This window comes from Streptomyces sp. W1SF4, from assembly GCF_003950035.1.
In the GTDB taxonomy this organism is placed as follows: domain Bacteria; phylum Actinomycetota; class Actinomycetes; order Streptomycetales; family Streptomycetaceae; genus Streptomyces; species Streptomyces racemochromogenes.
Map to the genome: position 1 here is coordinate 749,821 of NZ_CP034350.1, position 13,919 is coordinate 763,739.

11 protein-coding genes and 1 pseudogene are annotated in these 13,919 nt (G+C 77.7%); 6 read left to right on the top strand and 6 right to left on the bottom strand.

Going from position 1 to position 13,919, the window contains the following annotated elements:
• Nucleotides 1–53 precede the first annotated feature (53 nt).
• Nucleotides 54–1,796, top strand: coding sequence for an RNA ligase family protein (locus D1J60_RS03660; protein ID WP_125820107.1), 1,743 nt, complete (start codon nucleotides 54–56; stop codon nucleotides 1,794–1,796).
• Entirely contained in the window at nucleotides 1,796–4,651 is a 2,856-nt protein-coding gene (locus D1J60_RS03665) for a poly(A) polymerase (protein WP_125820108.1), read from the top strand. Before D1J60_RS03660 ends, D1J60_RS03665 begins: the two co-directional genes overlap by 1 nt.
• Before the next feature lie 24 nt (nucleotides 4,652–4,675).
• Here the strand turns inward: D1J60_RS03665 and D1J60_RS03670 are convergent, their stop codons facing one another.
• Both D1J60_RS03670 and D1J60_RS03675 read right to left on the bottom strand, forming a co-directional pair.
• Nucleotides 4,676–5,593: an NADP-dependent oxidoreductase gene (locus D1J60_RS03670; RefSeq protein ID WP_206436624.1), complete on the bottom strand. Its 918-nt coding sequence runs from the start codon at nucleotides 5,591–5,593 to the stop codon at nucleotides 4,676–4,678.
• A 125-nt stretch (nucleotides 5,594–5,718) separates the two neighbouring features.
• On the bottom strand, nucleotides 5,719–6,795 hold the full coding sequence (locus D1J60_RS03675; RefSeq protein WP_125820110.1) for an RNA ligase (ATP): 1,077 nt from the start codon (nucleotides 6,793–6,795) through the stop codon (nucleotides 5,719–5,721).
• A gap of 261 nt (nucleotides 6,796–7,056) precedes the next feature.
• Between D1J60_RS03675 and D1J60_RS03680 the strand changes: the two are divergent.
• Nucleotides 7,057–7,220: pseudogene (locus tag D1J60_RS03680) on the top strand (SDR family oxidoreductase); the annotation flags it as partial.
• A 49-nt stretch (nucleotides 7,221–7,269) separates the two neighbouring features.
• Here D1J60_RS03680 and D1J60_RS03685 read toward each other — a convergent pair.
• Nucleotides 7,270–7,995: a peptidoglycan-binding domain-containing protein gene (locus D1J60_RS03685; RefSeq protein WP_125602316.1), complete on the bottom strand. Its 726-nt coding sequence runs from the start codon at nucleotides 7,993–7,995 to the stop codon at nucleotides 7,270–7,272.
• A 171-nt stretch (nucleotides 7,996–8,166) separates the two neighbouring features.
• Nucleotides 8,167–9,468 (bottom strand): MFS transporter, encoded by a 1,302-nt coding sequence (locus D1J60_RS03690; RefSeq protein ID WP_241253123.1) that lies wholly within the window; start codon nucleotides 9,466–9,468, stop codon nucleotides 8,167–8,169.
• A 256-nt stretch (nucleotides 9,469–9,724) separates the two neighbouring features.
• Between D1J60_RS03690 and D1J60_RS03695 the strand changes: the two genes are divergently transcribed.
• Both D1J60_RS03695 and D1J60_RS03700 read left to right on the top strand, forming a co-directional pair.
• Nucleotides 9,725–10,171, top strand: coding sequence for a hypothetical protein (locus D1J60_RS03695; protein WP_125820111.1), 447 nt, complete (start codon nucleotides 9,725–9,727; stop codon nucleotides 10,169–10,171).
• Between the two features lie 69 nt (nucleotides 10,172–10,240).
• Complete coding sequence (locus D1J60_RS03700) at nucleotides 10,241–11,074, top strand: MerR family transcriptional regulator (protein ID WP_125823849.1); 834 nt, start codon at nucleotides 10,241–10,243, stop codon at nucleotides 11,072–11,074.
• On the opposite strand, the gene D1J60_RS03705 is transcribed toward D1J60_RS03700, so the two are convergent.
• Nucleotides 11,043–11,366, bottom strand: a complete 324-nt coding sequence (locus D1J60_RS03705; RefSeq protein ID WP_125820112.1) for a hypothetical protein — start codon at nucleotides 11,364–11,366, stop codon at nucleotides 11,043–11,045. The genes D1J60_RS03700 and D1J60_RS03705 overlap by 32 nt on opposite strands.
• 90 nt (nucleotides 11,367–11,456) lie before the next feature.
• On the opposite strand from D1J60_RS03705, the gene D1J60_RS03710 reads away from it, so the two are divergent.
• Nucleotides 11,457–11,906, top strand: a complete 450-nt coding sequence (locus D1J60_RS03710) for a hypothetical protein (protein WP_125820113.1) — start codon at nucleotides 11,457–11,459, stop codon at nucleotides 11,904–11,906.
• A 37-nt stretch (nucleotides 11,907–11,943) separates the two neighbouring features.
• Here D1J60_RS03710 and D1J60_RS03715 read toward each other — a convergent pair whose 3' ends face one another.
• Entirely contained in the window at nucleotides 11,944–13,914 is a 1,971-nt protein-coding gene (locus D1J60_RS03715; protein ID WP_125820114.1) for a heavy metal translocating P-type ATPase, read from the bottom strand.
• Between the last annotated feature and the right edge of the window lie 5 nt (nucleotides 13,915–13,919).

Below are 13,919 nucleotides of genomic sequence, written 5' to 3' on the forward strand. Positions count from 1 at the left end.
GCTCCGGATACCTAGAGTGACCTGTCCCCCCGTCACCCGACCCGGAGCACGCCATGCGTACGCACTACCCCCGCACGGCGCACCTGCCGTGGTCCCCCGGTGCCACCGCGGACGACGTGCGCGCCGGGGGCACGTCGGCGCTGGCCGGGCGCGAGGTGGTGGTCACCGAGAAACTCGACGGGGAGAACACCACCCTGTACGCGGACGGGCTGCACGCCCGGTCCCTCGACTCCGGCCACCACCCCTCCCGCACCTGGGTCAAGGGCCTCCAGGGCCGGATCGGCGCGCGGATACCGGTGGGATGGCGGGTGTGCGGGGAGAACCTGTACGCCCGTCACTCCCTCGCCTACGAGGAACTCGACAGCTGGTTCTACGGGTTCTCGGTGTGGGACGGCGACCACTGCCTCGACTGGGACCGCACGCTGCGCTTCCTCGGCCGGCTCGGCGTCCCCGCCCCGCGCGTCCTGTGGCGCGGGGTCTACGACGAGCGGGCGCTGCGCCGGCTGCGCGTCGACACCACCCGCCAGGAGGGCTACGTCGTGAGGACGGCGGCCGGCTTCGACCGCGCCGACTTCGGCCGCTACGTGGCCAAGTGGGTGCGGGGCGGGCACGTGCGGACCGACACGCACTGGATGTACGCGCCCGTGGTGCCCAACGGGCTCGGCCCGGCCGCGCCGCTGTGGGCGGTCCGCTCCGGCTCCGAGCCGGACCCGGCCGGACTGCTCGCCGCCGTGGGGACGCCGCAGCCGGCCGACGCGGGCACCGAGCGGGCCGTCGCCGAGGTCACCGCACTGCTCGACGGCGCCGGCCGCACCGGGGAGGCCCGGCTGGCCGGCGTACTCGCCGCGGCGCTGCACCGGGAGCCCCGGGCCGCCCTCGGGGCGCGGCTCGCGGCGGGGCCGCTCGGGATGCGGACGGCGCGCCGCGTGGCCGACCTGGTCGGGCTGTACCCGGCGGTGCGGCGGCCGTTCCCGGAGGAGGAGCGGCGGGCCGGGCTGGTGCGGATGGCGGCGGCCGCCGACCTCGGGGTGCTGCACGCGCTGGCCGCCGGGCTCCCGGCGACGGCCGGGGAACTGGAGTGCGCCGAGTGGTCCGCGCTGTGCGCCGAGGAGGCCGGCCTGCTCGGCCCGGACCCGCTCGGCGGGCTGCGGGCCGGCCTGCGCGGGGCCCTCGGCGGGCTGGACGCGGACGCCGCCGACCGCTGCTGGGCCGAGGCCCGCGAGGCCTTCGCGCGGGGCTCGCTCGCCACGGCCGAGGAGGCGGTGGCCGCCACCTGGCGGTGGCGGGACGGGTCGGCGTACCCGCGCCTGGTGCAGCTGTGCGGGCCCTCGGGCAGCGGGAAGAGCACCTACGCGCGGGGCCTGCCCGGGGTGGACGCGTACATCGCCCTGGACGACCTGCGCGAGGCCCGGGGGTCGCGCGCCGACCAGCGGGCCAATCCGGAGGTGCTGCGCGAGGGCCTGGAGCGGCTGGACCGGGCCCTGGCCGCCGGGGGCACGGTGGTGTGGGACGCCACCTCCCTCACCGAGCAGCAGCGCGGCCTCGCCGGTGCGGTGGCGCGGCGCCGCGACGCGCTCGTCACCCGGGTGGTGGCGCTGGTCGGCGAGGCGGAACTGGTGCGGCGCAACGGAGTGCGCCCGCACCCCGTGCCGGAGGCCGTACTGGCGGCGCAGCTGCGGCGGTTCAGCCCGCCGTACCCCGGCGGGGCGCACCGCACCCGGTACGTCGGGGCGGCCGGCACGGTCGAGGACACGACGGGCTCCCTCGGGGACGCCGACGAGGGGGACGACGTCTGATGCGCACCAGTGAGCAGCTCTACCACCAGGTCCGCTGGGACCCCCGGTTCGACCCGGCGCGGTTCACCCTCGGCCTGCTGCAGCGCGGGGCCGCGCCCAAGCGGATACCGCTGCCCTCCTTCGTGCCCGGGGGCGACATCCCCTGGCACCGGGTGCTGTTCGTGGAGGCCGACGGGGAGCTGGTGTGGGACCGGGCCACCGGCGTCGACCGGATCGACGCGACGCCCGCCGGGCGGGTGCGGGAGCAACGGCTGCTCGGCGCCCCGTTCTTCACCGCCCGCACCCCGCACGCCTGGGACCCGGCGGCGGGCGCCTGGCGGCCCGTGCAGGCCGGGCCGGCCGCACGCCCGCCGGCGAGCGTGCGGCTGCTGACCTGGAACACCCTGTGGGACCGGTACGACGCCCCGCGCATCGCCACCGCCCGGCGCAGGCCGATGCTGCTGGCCGACCTGGCGGTCGCCGACGCCGACGTGATCGCCCTCCAGGAGGTCGAACCGGCGCTGCTGGCGCTGCTGCTGGCCGAGCCGTGGGTGCGCGACGGGTACACCCTGGGCACCGATCCGCGGGGTACGGACGTCACCGACAACGGGCTGCTGGTGCTGAGCCGGCTGCCGGTGCGGGAGGCGGGGCTGCACGAGCTGCGCCCGCACAAGGCGGTCACCGCCGTCACCGTGGACACCGCGGGCGGCCCGCTGGTCGTCGCCGCGACGCACCTGACCAGCGACCACACCGAGGACGGGGCGGCCCGCCGGGACGCGGAACTCGCGCGCCTCGCCGAGGGGCTGGGCGGGATCGCAGCCGGGGTCGCGCTGCTCGGCGACTTCAACGACGGCCGCTCCGGCGCCCAGGGCCCGGCCGCCGCGCTGGGGCTGCGGGACGCGTGGACCGAGGCGCACGGGGCGGGGGACGACACCCCGACCTTCGACCCGGTGGCCAACCCGCTGGCGGCGGTGGGCTCGCTGACGGGACGGGCCGCCCGCCTGGACCGGATCCTGCTGGGCGCCGCGGACGGCGTCCGGGTGCGGTCGGCCGGGCTGCGGGGTGACGCGCCGGGGCCGGACGGGCTGTTCGTCTCGGACCACTTCGGGGTGGAGGCCACCGTGGAGTACGCGGGCCCGGAAGCGGGGGCGGCGGCCGGGACGGCCGCCGCGCGGTGCGGCGTACCGGCGACGGCCCGGACGGCCGTGGCGTGGCTGGCCCCGCACGACCCGGCCGTCGGGGAGCTGCGCCGGGCGCACGACCCGGGGGCGGACCGCTGGCCGGCGCACGTGAACCTGCTCTTCGGCTTCGTGCCGGAGTCCTCCTTCGGGGAGGCGCTGCCGCTGCTGGCCGAGGCCGCGGCGGGCACCGGGCCGTTCACCGCCCGGCTGGAGGGGGTGCACTCCTTCGGGCAGCGGGACGACGCCACGCTCTGGCTGGACCCGGCGGCGGGCCCGGACGGCGACGCGCCGTGGCAGGAGCTGCGCCGCGCCCTGGCCGACCGGTTCCCGGGCTGCCGGGGCCGGTCGGGGGGCTGGACCCCGCACCTGACGCTGGGCCGCAGCGCGGATCCGCGGCGGGCCGAGCGGGAGTTCGCAGAGCGCCTCGGGCGGGCCGGGCGCACGGCCCGGGTCGGGGAGCTGGCGGTGCTGTCGCGGCGCGGGGACGGGCCGATGCGGGTGCGGGCGGTGGTGGAGCTGGGCACCGGCGCGGTGCGGCTGCCCCGGCCCGCGGCGCCGGCGGCGCCGGCCGAGGTGCCGGGTGCCGCCGCGGAGGTGGCCGCGCGGATCGCGGCGGCGCTGCCCGACGGGGTGGTGCGGACGGCCGGCTCGCGCCGCATGGGCTGCGCTCTGCCGGGCGCCGATCTGGACCTGGTGGCCGTGCTGCCGGGGCCGGCGGACCCCGCCGGGGTGCGGGCCCGGGTGGCGGCGGCGCTGCCGGGGGCGCGGCGGCTGCGGGAGGTGGCGGGGGCCCGGGTGCCGGGGCTGCGGCTGCACGCGTCCGGGCTGGACGTGGACCTGGTGCTGGTCGGCGCCGGGGCGCTGGACCCGGAGCTCGCGGTGGCCCGGCGGGCGGAGCTGGGCGAGGCGGCGGCGGTGGCGCTGAGCGCGCTCGACGACGCCGACGCGGTACGGGAGTCGGTGGGCGCGTCGCACGCCGCCTTCGCCGCCCTGGCGCGGGAGGTGAAGGCCTGGGCGCGGGCGCGGGGGCTGGACTCGGCGCCGTTCGGGGGGCTTCCGGGGCTGGCCTGGGCGGTCCTCGCGGCGCGGACCGTCGGTGAGGCGGTCCGGGGTGCCGGGGACCTCTCCCCCGCCGGGCTGCGGCGGGAGTTCTTCGGGACCTGGGCCGCCTGGGACTGGAGCGAGCCGGTGTCCCTGCTCCCGGCGGACGGGGCGGGCCGCTCCCCGTCGCCGGATCCGGTGACGGTGCTGACGCCCCGGGCGCCGGTCCGCAGCTGCACCGCGCAGGTGGGGCCCGGGATGCGGGACCTGCTGGTCCGGGAGCTGTACCGGGCGTGGGAGGTGCTGGAGGCGGATCCGGACGGCCTCGGCCGGCTGACGGCGCCGCCGCCGCTGCACCGGCGGCACGCGGCGTGGGCGGTGGTGACCGTACGGGCCGGTACGGCCGGGGAGTTCGAGGAGCGGCTGGGCCGGGCGCGGGGCCGGCTGCGGGCCCTGCTCGCCGGGCTCCCGGACGCCCACGCCTGGCCCCGCCCGTTCGAGCGGACCGCGACCTCGGCCCGTTACGCGGTGGGGCTGGGCCCGACGCCGCCGGACGCGGCCGCCCTGGCGGTTGTGGCCGGGCCGTGGGCGGCGGGCCTGCCGGGGGTGGAGGTGGGCCGGGCGGCGTCGGGCGAGGTGCCGGACCTGTGGTGAGGCCGGGCCGCACCCGGCGGGCGCTCACACCTCGATGACGATCTTGCCGGCGGTGTGGCCCTCCTGGCTGAGGGCGAAGGCGGCCGCGAGTTCGGCCAGCGGGAAGGTCTCGGCGACGGTGACGTGCAGGCGGCCCTCGTCGGCGAGGCGGCCCAGGGCGGCGAGGTCCGCGGAGTCGGGGCGGACCCACATCCACTGGCCGCCCGCCGCGAGCACCGTGTGGTCGGCGATGGAGGCGTGGCGGCCGCCGTCGGCGAGGACGGCGCGGGTGACGTCGAGGACGCCCCCGACGAAGTCGGCGACGACGGTGACGCCCTCGGGGGCCAGGGCGCGGACGCGTTCGGTCAGGCCGTCCCCGTAGGCGACGGGTTCGCAGCCGAGGCCGCGCAGCCGTTCGTGGTTGCGCGGGGAGGCGGTGCCGATGACCCGGGCGCCGAGGGCGGCGGCGATCTGCACGCCGAGGGTGCCGACGCCGCCCGCCGCCCCGTGGACGAGGACCGTGTCGCCGCGGCCGGTGCCGAGGCGGGTCAGCAGCTGGTAGGCGGTGAGGCCGGCCAGCGGCAGGCCCGCCGCCTGCCGCCAGTCGAGGGAGACGGGCTTGGCCGCGAGGCAGCGTACGGGGACGCTGACGTACTCGGCGAAGGTGCCGCCGTGCACCCAGTCCTTGCGGGCGTACCCCATGACCGGGTCGCCCACCGCGAACTCGGGGGCGTCGATGCCGACGCGCTCGACGGTGCCGGAGACGTCCCAGCCCGGTACGACGGGGAACACGGTGTCCATGAGGCCGTCGAGCCCGCCCGCCATGATCTTCCAGTCGACCGGGTTGACCGACGCGCAGCGGACCCGGACGAGGACCTCGCCCGGGGCGACCTTGGGGACGGGCAGCCGGGTCTCGGAGAGCACCTCCGTCCCGCCGTACGCCCCGTACGCCATGGCCCGCATGGTGCCTTCGGTGTCCTGCGACATGGATGCGGCCTCTCCGTCTGCCTGCCCGAACCGGTGGGAATCGCCCCTTTTCTCCATCCCACCACGGACGCCGCCCGCACCGCCGGGCGCAACGCCGCCGGTCACTCGTACTCGGTGCCGCCCTTGCGCGTCAGGTAGGCCGGGCTGACGGCCTTCGCGATGGCCCGCCCGCCGGTCACGGGGCTGTACCGCTCGGCGGCCGGCCGGATGACGACACCCTCGCGCAGGTGCAGGCCGCGTCCGGAGACCGTCTCCCGGCCGCTCGCCAGCTCCAGTACCGCGTCCAGGGCGTACGGACCCTCGAAGAGCCGCGGCACCAGCGGGAGTTCACCGTCCCCGAACACCTCTTCGGGATCCAGCCAGCGCACCCGGCCGTCGATCTCGGCGGACACGTCGAAGACGGCGTAGCCGGGCGGCGCGTCGGCCGTCGCGGCCGGGACCCCGTACGCCAGGTCCTGCACTCCGGCGCCGTAGACCTCGCCGAAGACGCCGACGCGGCTCGCACCCAGCCGTTCGGCCAGCCGGGCCGCGGCCTGCGCCACGCCGTGGCCGCGTACCGCGCGCCAGTAGACGTTGCGCCCGTCCTCCTTGAGGGCCAGCCCCTTGGCCCCGACCCCCTTGGAGGAGACCAGGACGCGCCCCTCGCCGGCCACGTAGGTCAGCAGGCAGGCCGTGCCGTGGAGTTTCTCCGTCAGGACGACGGGCTCCCCCTCCTCGAAGATCCCCGGATAGCGCTGGAGGTTCTCGACGTCCACCCAGGGGAGCAGGTCGGGGGCCGGCTCGGCGTCCCCGGCCATCGTGGTGGGGACGGGCGGGGACCACTTCACGATGCCCAGCGCCTCCGCGAAGTCGGTGCCCTCCTTCGCGGCGAGGGCCAGGTCCACCCCGGCCAGGGCGCGGGGCCGGCAGACCAGGCCCTGCGAGAGCTCACCGCGCAGCCGGACGGCCTTGACCCGGTCCTTGGAGCTGCCCGCCAGCCGGCCCGTCAGCCCCAGCTCCTCGATCAACGCGAGCGGGAGCACCGCCTGTTCGGGTATGTAGAGCGCCAGGTCACCGGTGCGGTAGGCCCCCTTCGCGACGACGGCGCGGTAGAGGCCCACCTGGGCCAGCTCCAGCGCGTCGGCATCGGGGTGGTCGTGGACGGTCAGCTCTTCGACGGTGACACGCAGGGTGGACATCGGCGCCTCCTGGGACGCGGGACGGAATCGGGCTTGCGGCCCCACTCTCGGCGTCGGCATTTGCGCTGGTCCAGTGGATTCCGGGGTGTTAGCCTGCGCCGCGCGAACGGCATCGGCCGTTCCCCGTACGGAGGTTCGCGTGTCCCGTCGTCCCGTCACCGTCGTCACCGTCGTCACCGGAGGCAGCCGCGGCATCGGCGCCGCAATGCTGCGTGCGCCTCGCCGCCGAGGGGCACGACCTGGTGCTCGGCCACGCCCGCGACGCGCACCCTCGGCCTGTCCATGGAGCTGGGCCCCGACGGCGTCCGCGTCAACGGGGTCGCTCCGGGCAGCCGGAGGAGGTCGCCGGGGCCATCGCCTGGCTGCTGTCCGAGGACGCCTCGTACACGACGGGAGCGGTGCTGCGGGTCTGCGGCGGCCGGTGACCCGGTGGCTCCGGACCGGCCCGGGGGCGGGCCCGGGCCGGGGATGGTCTCAGCCGAAGGCGGCCCGGGTCGCGGGGCCGTAGACGCCGCTGGGGTCGCCCTTGATGTCCCGGTCCCGCTGGAGCTGCGCGACGCCGCGCTTGGTCTGCCCGTCGTAGACCCCGGTCACCTTGACGTACGTGAACCCCTGCCCGTACAGCCGCTCCTGGAGGACGCGGACCTCGGGCCCCTTGTCCCCCGGGCGCAGCGTCCCGGAGGAACCCGGCTGCTTCCCGGGCTTGCCCGAGGGCGTCGGCGAGCCGCTCGCCGGCTTCGACGGGGACGGCGGGGCGGAGGGGGACCGGGTGGCGGAGGCCGAGGGCTTCACCGTGGCGGCCTGGTTGCGGATCTCGGTCTCCCCGGCGCCCGGGCTGCGGGCGGGCAGCGCGGGCAGGTCCAGGTCGGGGCGGGCCGAGGCGGGCCGGGCCTGCGGTTCGGGCCCGCTCAGCAGGAACACCAGCGCGCCCGCCCCGGCCAGCGCCAGCAGCGCGAGGGCGGCCGGCGCGAGCCGGCTCCCCCGCCGCCCGGGCGCGTGCCGGTGGTCCGCGGCCGCGGGGCCGGCCGGGGGCGCGGGCGGGACGAGCGGCAGCGGCTGCGTCGTCTCCTCCAGGGACTCCGGCAGCGTCGGCCAGGCCGGGTAGGCCGGGCCGTAGGGGTCCTGGGGCCCCGCGACGTAGGGGCGTACGAGGTGGCGGTCGTCGGGCTCGGGCCCGTTCTCATCGGGGTGTGGGGACACGGTTGTCTCCGGGCGCGGACAGGGGGCCGGTGCGGCGGTGCGGAACCGGCCCCCGTCCAGCCGGTCAGGCCCTGCGCCGCCGGGCGGCGAGGGCCGTGCCCGCCCCCGGGGCCGGCACGGTCAGCGGGGCGCGGGCGGATATCGGCATGTGGGACTTCTCCGAAGTACGGCTCATTCGGTGGCTCTTGAGCGGACTCTTTCCGTCCGCGACCGCTTCGTCAAGCCGGCTGTCCGTTCCGCCCCATCCATCCGTTCTGCTCCGGCGGCGGACCGGGAGGTGACCGCCACCGTCACCGCGGCCGCCAGCATCAGCGCCGCGCCGGTGAGCGGGGCCGCCGGGACGGACACGCCGTCCACCGCGAACCCGCCGGCGAGGGCGCCCGCCGCGATGGCGAAGTTGAACACGGCCACCATCAGGGAGGAGGCGGCCTCGGCGGCCCGCGGCGCGGCCTGGAGCATCCAGCGCTGCAGGCTGACGGAGACCCCGCCGTAGAACAGGCCCCAGGCCAGCAGCAGTGCGGTCCCGGCGGCGGCACCCGGTACGACGGCGATCAGCGCCAGGACGGCGGTGAGGGTGGCGCTGACGGTGAGCAGCGTACGGCGGGCGTCGCGCGGCCCGGCCAGGAAGTTGCCCGCGACCCCGGCGAGGCCGTAGCCCAGGAGCAGGGTGCTGACCAGGCCGGAGCCGACACCGGAGACGTCCCGCAGGACGGGCCGCACGAAGGTGTAGGCGGCGAACTGGCCGGTCACCATCAGGAAGGTGACGAAGACCCCGGCCCGGACGCCGCGGTTGCGGCGCAGCAGCGCGGGCAGTTCGCGGAAGGTGACGGGCCCGGACGGGGGCAGTGCGGGGAGCAGCAGGAGCAGGGCGGCGGCGGTGAGGGCGCCGAGGACGCCGACCGCGCCGAAGGCCGTCCGCCAGCCGCCCAGTTCACCGAGGAGGGTCCCGGCGGGGACGCCGAGCACGGAGGCGGTCGGAACCCCGCCGAAGACCAGGGCCGTGGCCCGGCCGACGTGGTGCCCGGGGACCAGCCGGACGGCGAGCCCGCCCGCGACGGCCCAGAATCCGCCGACGCCGACGCCCACGAGCAGCCGGGCGGCCAGCAGCACCGTGAAGCCGGGTGCGAACGCGGCGGCGAGGTTGGCGGCGGCCGACAGGGCGATCAGCGCGCAGAGCACGTGCCGCCGGTCCAGCCGGGCGGCGCCGACGGTGACGAGGGGCGCGCAGAGGCCCGCGACGAGTCCGGGGACGGTGACCATCAGCCCGGCGGTGCCGTCGGAGACCCCGAGGTCGGCGCCGACGGGGGTGAGCAGGCCGACGGGCAGCAGCTCGGAGGTGATCAGGCAGAAGATCCCCAGGGAGACGGCCGTCACGGCCGCCCATGCCTTGAGGGGGCCGTGCCCCGAGGGGGACGGCTCGGGGGGCGTTTTGTCGCTGGGTCCGGGAACGCTGGACGCGGCTGGTTCGGTCATGCTCGGCACTCCGTACGGCAGGCGGGCGAGTGGCGCACGAGGGCACGGCGGCACCAGGCCCCGGGGGTCGCGCCTCCCCCGCCGCCCGCACTGCCGTGCCGTGCCGATCGCGTTCCCGCTCATTCTGCGACCGCCGGGGCCGTTTCCGGCCGCCGCCCGAAGGATCGATTCGGCAACGCCCGGCGCGGCCCGCCCCGTCACCCGGACGCGTGACCGCACGGATCCGCGGGGCTCCGGACTACGGCATGGTGGTCGGATGCAGTTACGCCGGGCCGCCCTGCCCCTGTCCCTCCTCGCGCTCCTCGCGAGCGCCGGCTGCGTGTCCGTGGGCGCGGAGTCCGGCGGGCCGGACCCGGCACGGGGCTCCGTACCGCCCGCGGACGCGCCGGACGCCTCCGGTGCACCGGACGTCACCGGCGCGCGCCACGCCCACGATCCGCCGCCGGAGCCGCCCCTGCCGCTGGGCGAGCTCCCGGGGGCGGCGCCGGAACCGGCCCCGCGGGTGCCGGCGCCCCCGCGCAGGGTCCGCCCGCCCGCGCAGCGGCCGGCGAAGCCCGTCGCGCCCCGGCGCGCCCGGCCCGCCGAGCCGCCGGCGGCGCCGCGCGTGCCGCGTCCGCCGCGCGGCGAGGAACTGTGCGAGGCGGCGGAGGGTGCGGTCCCGCCGTCGATCGTGGACCTGTGCGTACGCCAGTACGGCCGCTGACCGCAACGGACCTCCCCGCCGGGCAGACTTGACCCTCACACCGTGTCAGGCCCTGCACTGGAGCACGTCATGTTCACCATCGGAGACTTCGCCAAGCACGGCCGGGTGTCGGTCCGCATGCTGCGCCACTACGACGCGCTCGGACTGCTGCGCCCGGCACGTGTCGACCCCGTGACCGGCTACCGCTCGTACGAGGCGGGCCAGCTGGCCCGCCTCAACCGCGTGATCGCCCTCAAGGAGCTCGGCTTCAGCCTGGAACAGGTGGGGGCGGTGCTCGACGAGAAGGTCACCGCGCAGGAGCTGCGCGGGATGCTGCGGCTGCGCCGGGCGGAACTGGAGACCGCCGCGGCCGAGGCGGCGGCCCGCCTGGTCCAGGTCGAGACGAGGCTCCGGACCATCGAGAGCGAGGGGACCATGTCCGCGGACGAGATCGTCGTGAAGAGCCTGCCGCCGGTACGGCTGGCCGAACTGAGCGGGGTGGCCGCGAGCTTCGCCCCACAGGACGTCGGGCCGGTCATCGGCCCGCTGTACGAGGACCTGTGCCGCCGGATCGAGGCCGCCGGCGTGGTGCCGGCCGGTCCGGGTCTGGCCTACTACGAGGAGGCTCCGGGCGGCGAGCCCGGAGCGGTCCTGGTGCACGCCGGGCTCCCGGTGGCGCCGGCGGTGCGCGCCGAGGACCTCGGGGCCGGGGTGCGGATCGTCGGCCTGCCCGGGGTCGAGCGGGCGGCGACCGTGGTGCACCGGGGCCCGATGGACGGGGTACTGCCGACGGCGCAGGCCCTGGCCCGGTGGATCGACGCGAACGGCCACCGCTCGGCCGGCTACGCCCGCGAGCTGACGCTGGCCTGCCCGCAGGACCCGCGGGAGTGGGTCACCGAGCTCCAGGAGCCGCTGGCCTCCTGAGGGCCCGGGTCCGGTCGCGGACGGCCGCGCAGCGCCGGGCGGTGCCCCGGCGGGCCGTCCGCAGCCGGCTCACCGCGCCGCGGCCGCGCCGGCTCCACTCGGCGCGGGGCAGGCCGGCGCGCTGGCCGCCGCCGGTGATCAGGGCGTTGACGGGGGCGTGCGGGTCGGCGGCGACGCCCTTCGCGATGAGCACGCCGACGACGAGCGGGACCAGGGCGACCGCGAGCGCGGAGCCGGCGGCGGTCACGTGGCCGAGGCGCGGGCGGGGGGTTCCGGGTGCCGTGGTGTTCATGGCGTCATTCCAGCAGCGGCGCCGCGGCGCGGGATCCGGGCGGATACTCAGTCCGCCCGGCACGGGGTACTCAGACGGTGGAGGACGGCGGTGGAGACGCAACCGGGGGGCTTCGAGCCCGCGACCGGCGACGGTCCCGAGACGGCCGGAGCGGGTCGGGCGGCCGAGGTGCGCACGGCGTACGAGGGGCTGCTGCAGATCCGCCGGCTGCTGGCCGGCGGGGCGGGGGTGCCCGCCCCCTGGGAGCTGCGGCTGATGCCGCGCGCGGTGGCCCTCGTACTGGAGGCGGCCGGCTTCCCGCCGTCGGCGGTGGACCCCGCCGGCCGGCGCACCCGGACCGGCTACCGGGTGGCGGGCGCCGCGGACCGGGTGGAGGTGACCTGGGCCGGCCCGCCGGGCGGGGGCGCCGCCGCGCAGGAGCAGGACCGCCTGAAGGCCTGCGCGGCGGAGCTGGAGCGGCACGGCTGGGAGTGCCTGCTGTACCGCGGGCCGCGGGGGCGGCGCTTCCTGGAGGTGGAGCGCCCGGAGCGCCGCCCGTGAGCCGGGCGCCCGGCCGCGGCGGTCGGGGCGCCGGGGTTCAGCCGTCGTCCCGGTGGCGCAGCAGGCGCAGGGCGTTGGCGACGACGACCAGGGTGGAGCCCTCGTGGACCAGGACGGCCGGGCCGATGCCCAGGCCGAGCGCGGTGGCCGGGACGAGGACGGCGACGATGCCCAGGCTCAGCCAGAGGTTCTGCCGGATGATCCGGCTCGCCCGGCGGCTGAGGCCGGTGATGAAGGGGAGCCGGCGCAGGTCGTCGGACATCAGGGCGATGTCGGCCGTTTCCAGGGCGACGGCCGAGCCGGCCGCGCCCATGGCCACGCCCACGGTGGCCCCGGCCATGGCGGGGGCGTCGTTGACCCCGTCGCCGATCATGGCGGTCCGGCCGGTGCGGCGCAGCCGGGCCACCTCGGTGACCTTGTCCTGCGGCATCAGGCCGCCGAGCGCCTCGTCCATGCCGACCTCGCGCGCCACCGCGTCGGCCACGCGCTGGTCGTCGCCGGAGAGCATCACCGTACGGGTCACGCCGAGGGCGCGCAGCGCGGCGACGGTCCGGGCGGCCTCCGGGCGGGGGGCGTCCATCAGGCCGAGGGTGCCGAGCCAGCGGTCGCCGCGGCGGACCAGCATCGTGGTGCGGCCGGTCCGGGCGAGCTCCTCGGTGCGCTCGCGCAGGGTGGGCGGCACGGGCGGGCCGGCGAGGGTGTCGGCGTAGGAGAGGCTGCCGATGTGGACGGCCTCGCCGTCGAGTTCGGCGCTGACGCCGCGGCCGATGACGGCGCGGAGGTTGACGGCTTGCGGGGCCCCGGTGGCCGGGGTGCCCGCCAGCAGGGCCGGCGCGTCCCGTACGACGGCCTGGGCGAGGGGGTGGTCGCTGAGCCGCTGGGTGGCGAGGGCAGTGCGCAGCAGTTCCTCGCGGCCGGCTCCGTCGGCGGCCAGGGCCTCGGTGAGGCGGGGGCGGCCTTCGGTGAGGGTGCCGGTCTTGTCGAAGGCGAGGGTGCTCAGGCGGCCGAACTCCTCCAGCGGCGCACCGCCCTTGACCAGCACTCCCCCGCGGGCGGCGCGGCCGACGGCGCTGAGGACGGCGGCCGGGGTGGCGATGGCGAGGGCGCACGGGCTGGCCGCGACGAGGACGGCCATGGCGCGGTAGAAGGTGTCGGTGAACGGCTCGCCGGAGAGGGCGCCGAATCCGAGCAAGGCGGCGACGAGGAGGAGGACGCCCGGGACGAAGACCTTCTGGAAGCGGTCGGTGAACCGCTGGGTCGGCGAGGTGCGCTCCTCGGCGTCCTGGACCATGCGGACGACGCGGGCGAGGGTGTTGTCGGCGGCGAGGCGGGTGACGACGACGTCGAGGGAGCCGGAGCCGTTGACGGTGCCGGCGTAGACGCGGCTGCCGGGGTCGGTGGCGGCGGGGTCGGCGAGGGCGGCGGCCCGGTCGGCCACCGGCGTCTTGTCGGCGGGGACGCTCTCGCCGGTGATCGGCGACTGGTCGACGCTGCTGCTGCCCGCGGCGACGAAGGCGTCGGCCGGGACCCGGGTGTGCGGGCGGACCAGGACGGTGTCCCCGACGGCGAGCTGCTCGACGGGCACCTCGACTGGCTCGACGGCGCCGGCGCGCCGGACGAGGGCGGTGCGGGGGGCGAGGGCGCCCAGGGCCTCGACGGAGCGCCGGGCGCGGCCCATGGCGTACGCCTCCAGGGCGTGGCCGAGGCTGAAGAGGACGAGGAGGACGGCGCCTTCCTCCCAGCGGCCGATCGCGGCGGCTCCGGCCGCGGCGACGAGCATCAGGAAGTCGACCTGGAAGCGGCCCGCGCGGAGGGTGGCGACGGCCTCGCGGAGGGTGAAGATCCCGCCGAAGACGTAGGCGGCCACGAAGAGCGCCCGGGCGGCGGGGCCGTCGTTGCCGGTGAGCTGGAGGGTCAGCCCGGTGAGGTAGACGGCGAGGGCGAGCAGGGCGCTGACCAGCTCCGCGCGCTCTCCGGCCTTCTTGGCGTCACGCATCACGTCGTTCATGACAT

What these genes read in the sequence shown, in the direction of transcription:
- D1J60_RS03660 (WP_125820107.1), top strand. Translation starts at nt 54, where the DNA reads ATGCGTACGCACTACCCCCGCACGGCGCACCTGCCGTGGTCCCCCGGT.
- D1J60_RS03665 (WP_125820108.1), top strand. Translation starts at nt 1,796, where the DNA reads ATGCGCACCAGTGAGCAGCTCTACCACCAGGTCCGCTGGGACCCCCGG.
- D1J60_RS03670 (WP_206436624.1), bottom strand. Translation starts at nt 5,593, where the DNA reads ATGCGGGCCATGGCGTACGGGGCGTACGGCGGGACGGAGGTGCTCTCC.
- D1J60_RS03675 (WP_125820110.1), bottom strand. Translation starts at nt 6,795, where the DNA reads ATGTCCACCCTGCGTGTCACCGTCGAAGAGCTGACCGTCCACGACCAC.
- D1J60_RS03690 (WP_241253123.1), bottom strand. Translation starts at nt 9,468, where the DNA reads ATGACCGAACCAGCCGCGTCCAGCGTTCCCGGACCCAGCGACAAAACG.
- D1J60_RS03695 (WP_125820111.1), top strand. Translation starts at nt 9,725, where the DNA reads ATGCAGTTACGCCGGGCCGCCCTGCCCCTGTCCCTCCTCGCGCTCCTC.
- D1J60_RS03700 (WP_125823849.1), top strand. Translation starts at nt 10,241, where the DNA reads ATGTTCACCATCGGAGACTTCGCCAAGCACGGCCGGGTGTCGGTCCGC.
- D1J60_RS03705 (WP_125820112.1), bottom strand. Translation starts at nt 11,366, where the DNA reads ATGAACACCACGGCACCCGGAACCCCCCGCCCGCGCCTCGGCCACGTG.
- D1J60_RS03715 (WP_125820114.1), bottom strand. Translation starts at nt 13,914, where the DNA reads ATGAACGACGTGATGCGTGACGCCAAGAAGGCCGGAGAGCGCGCGGAG.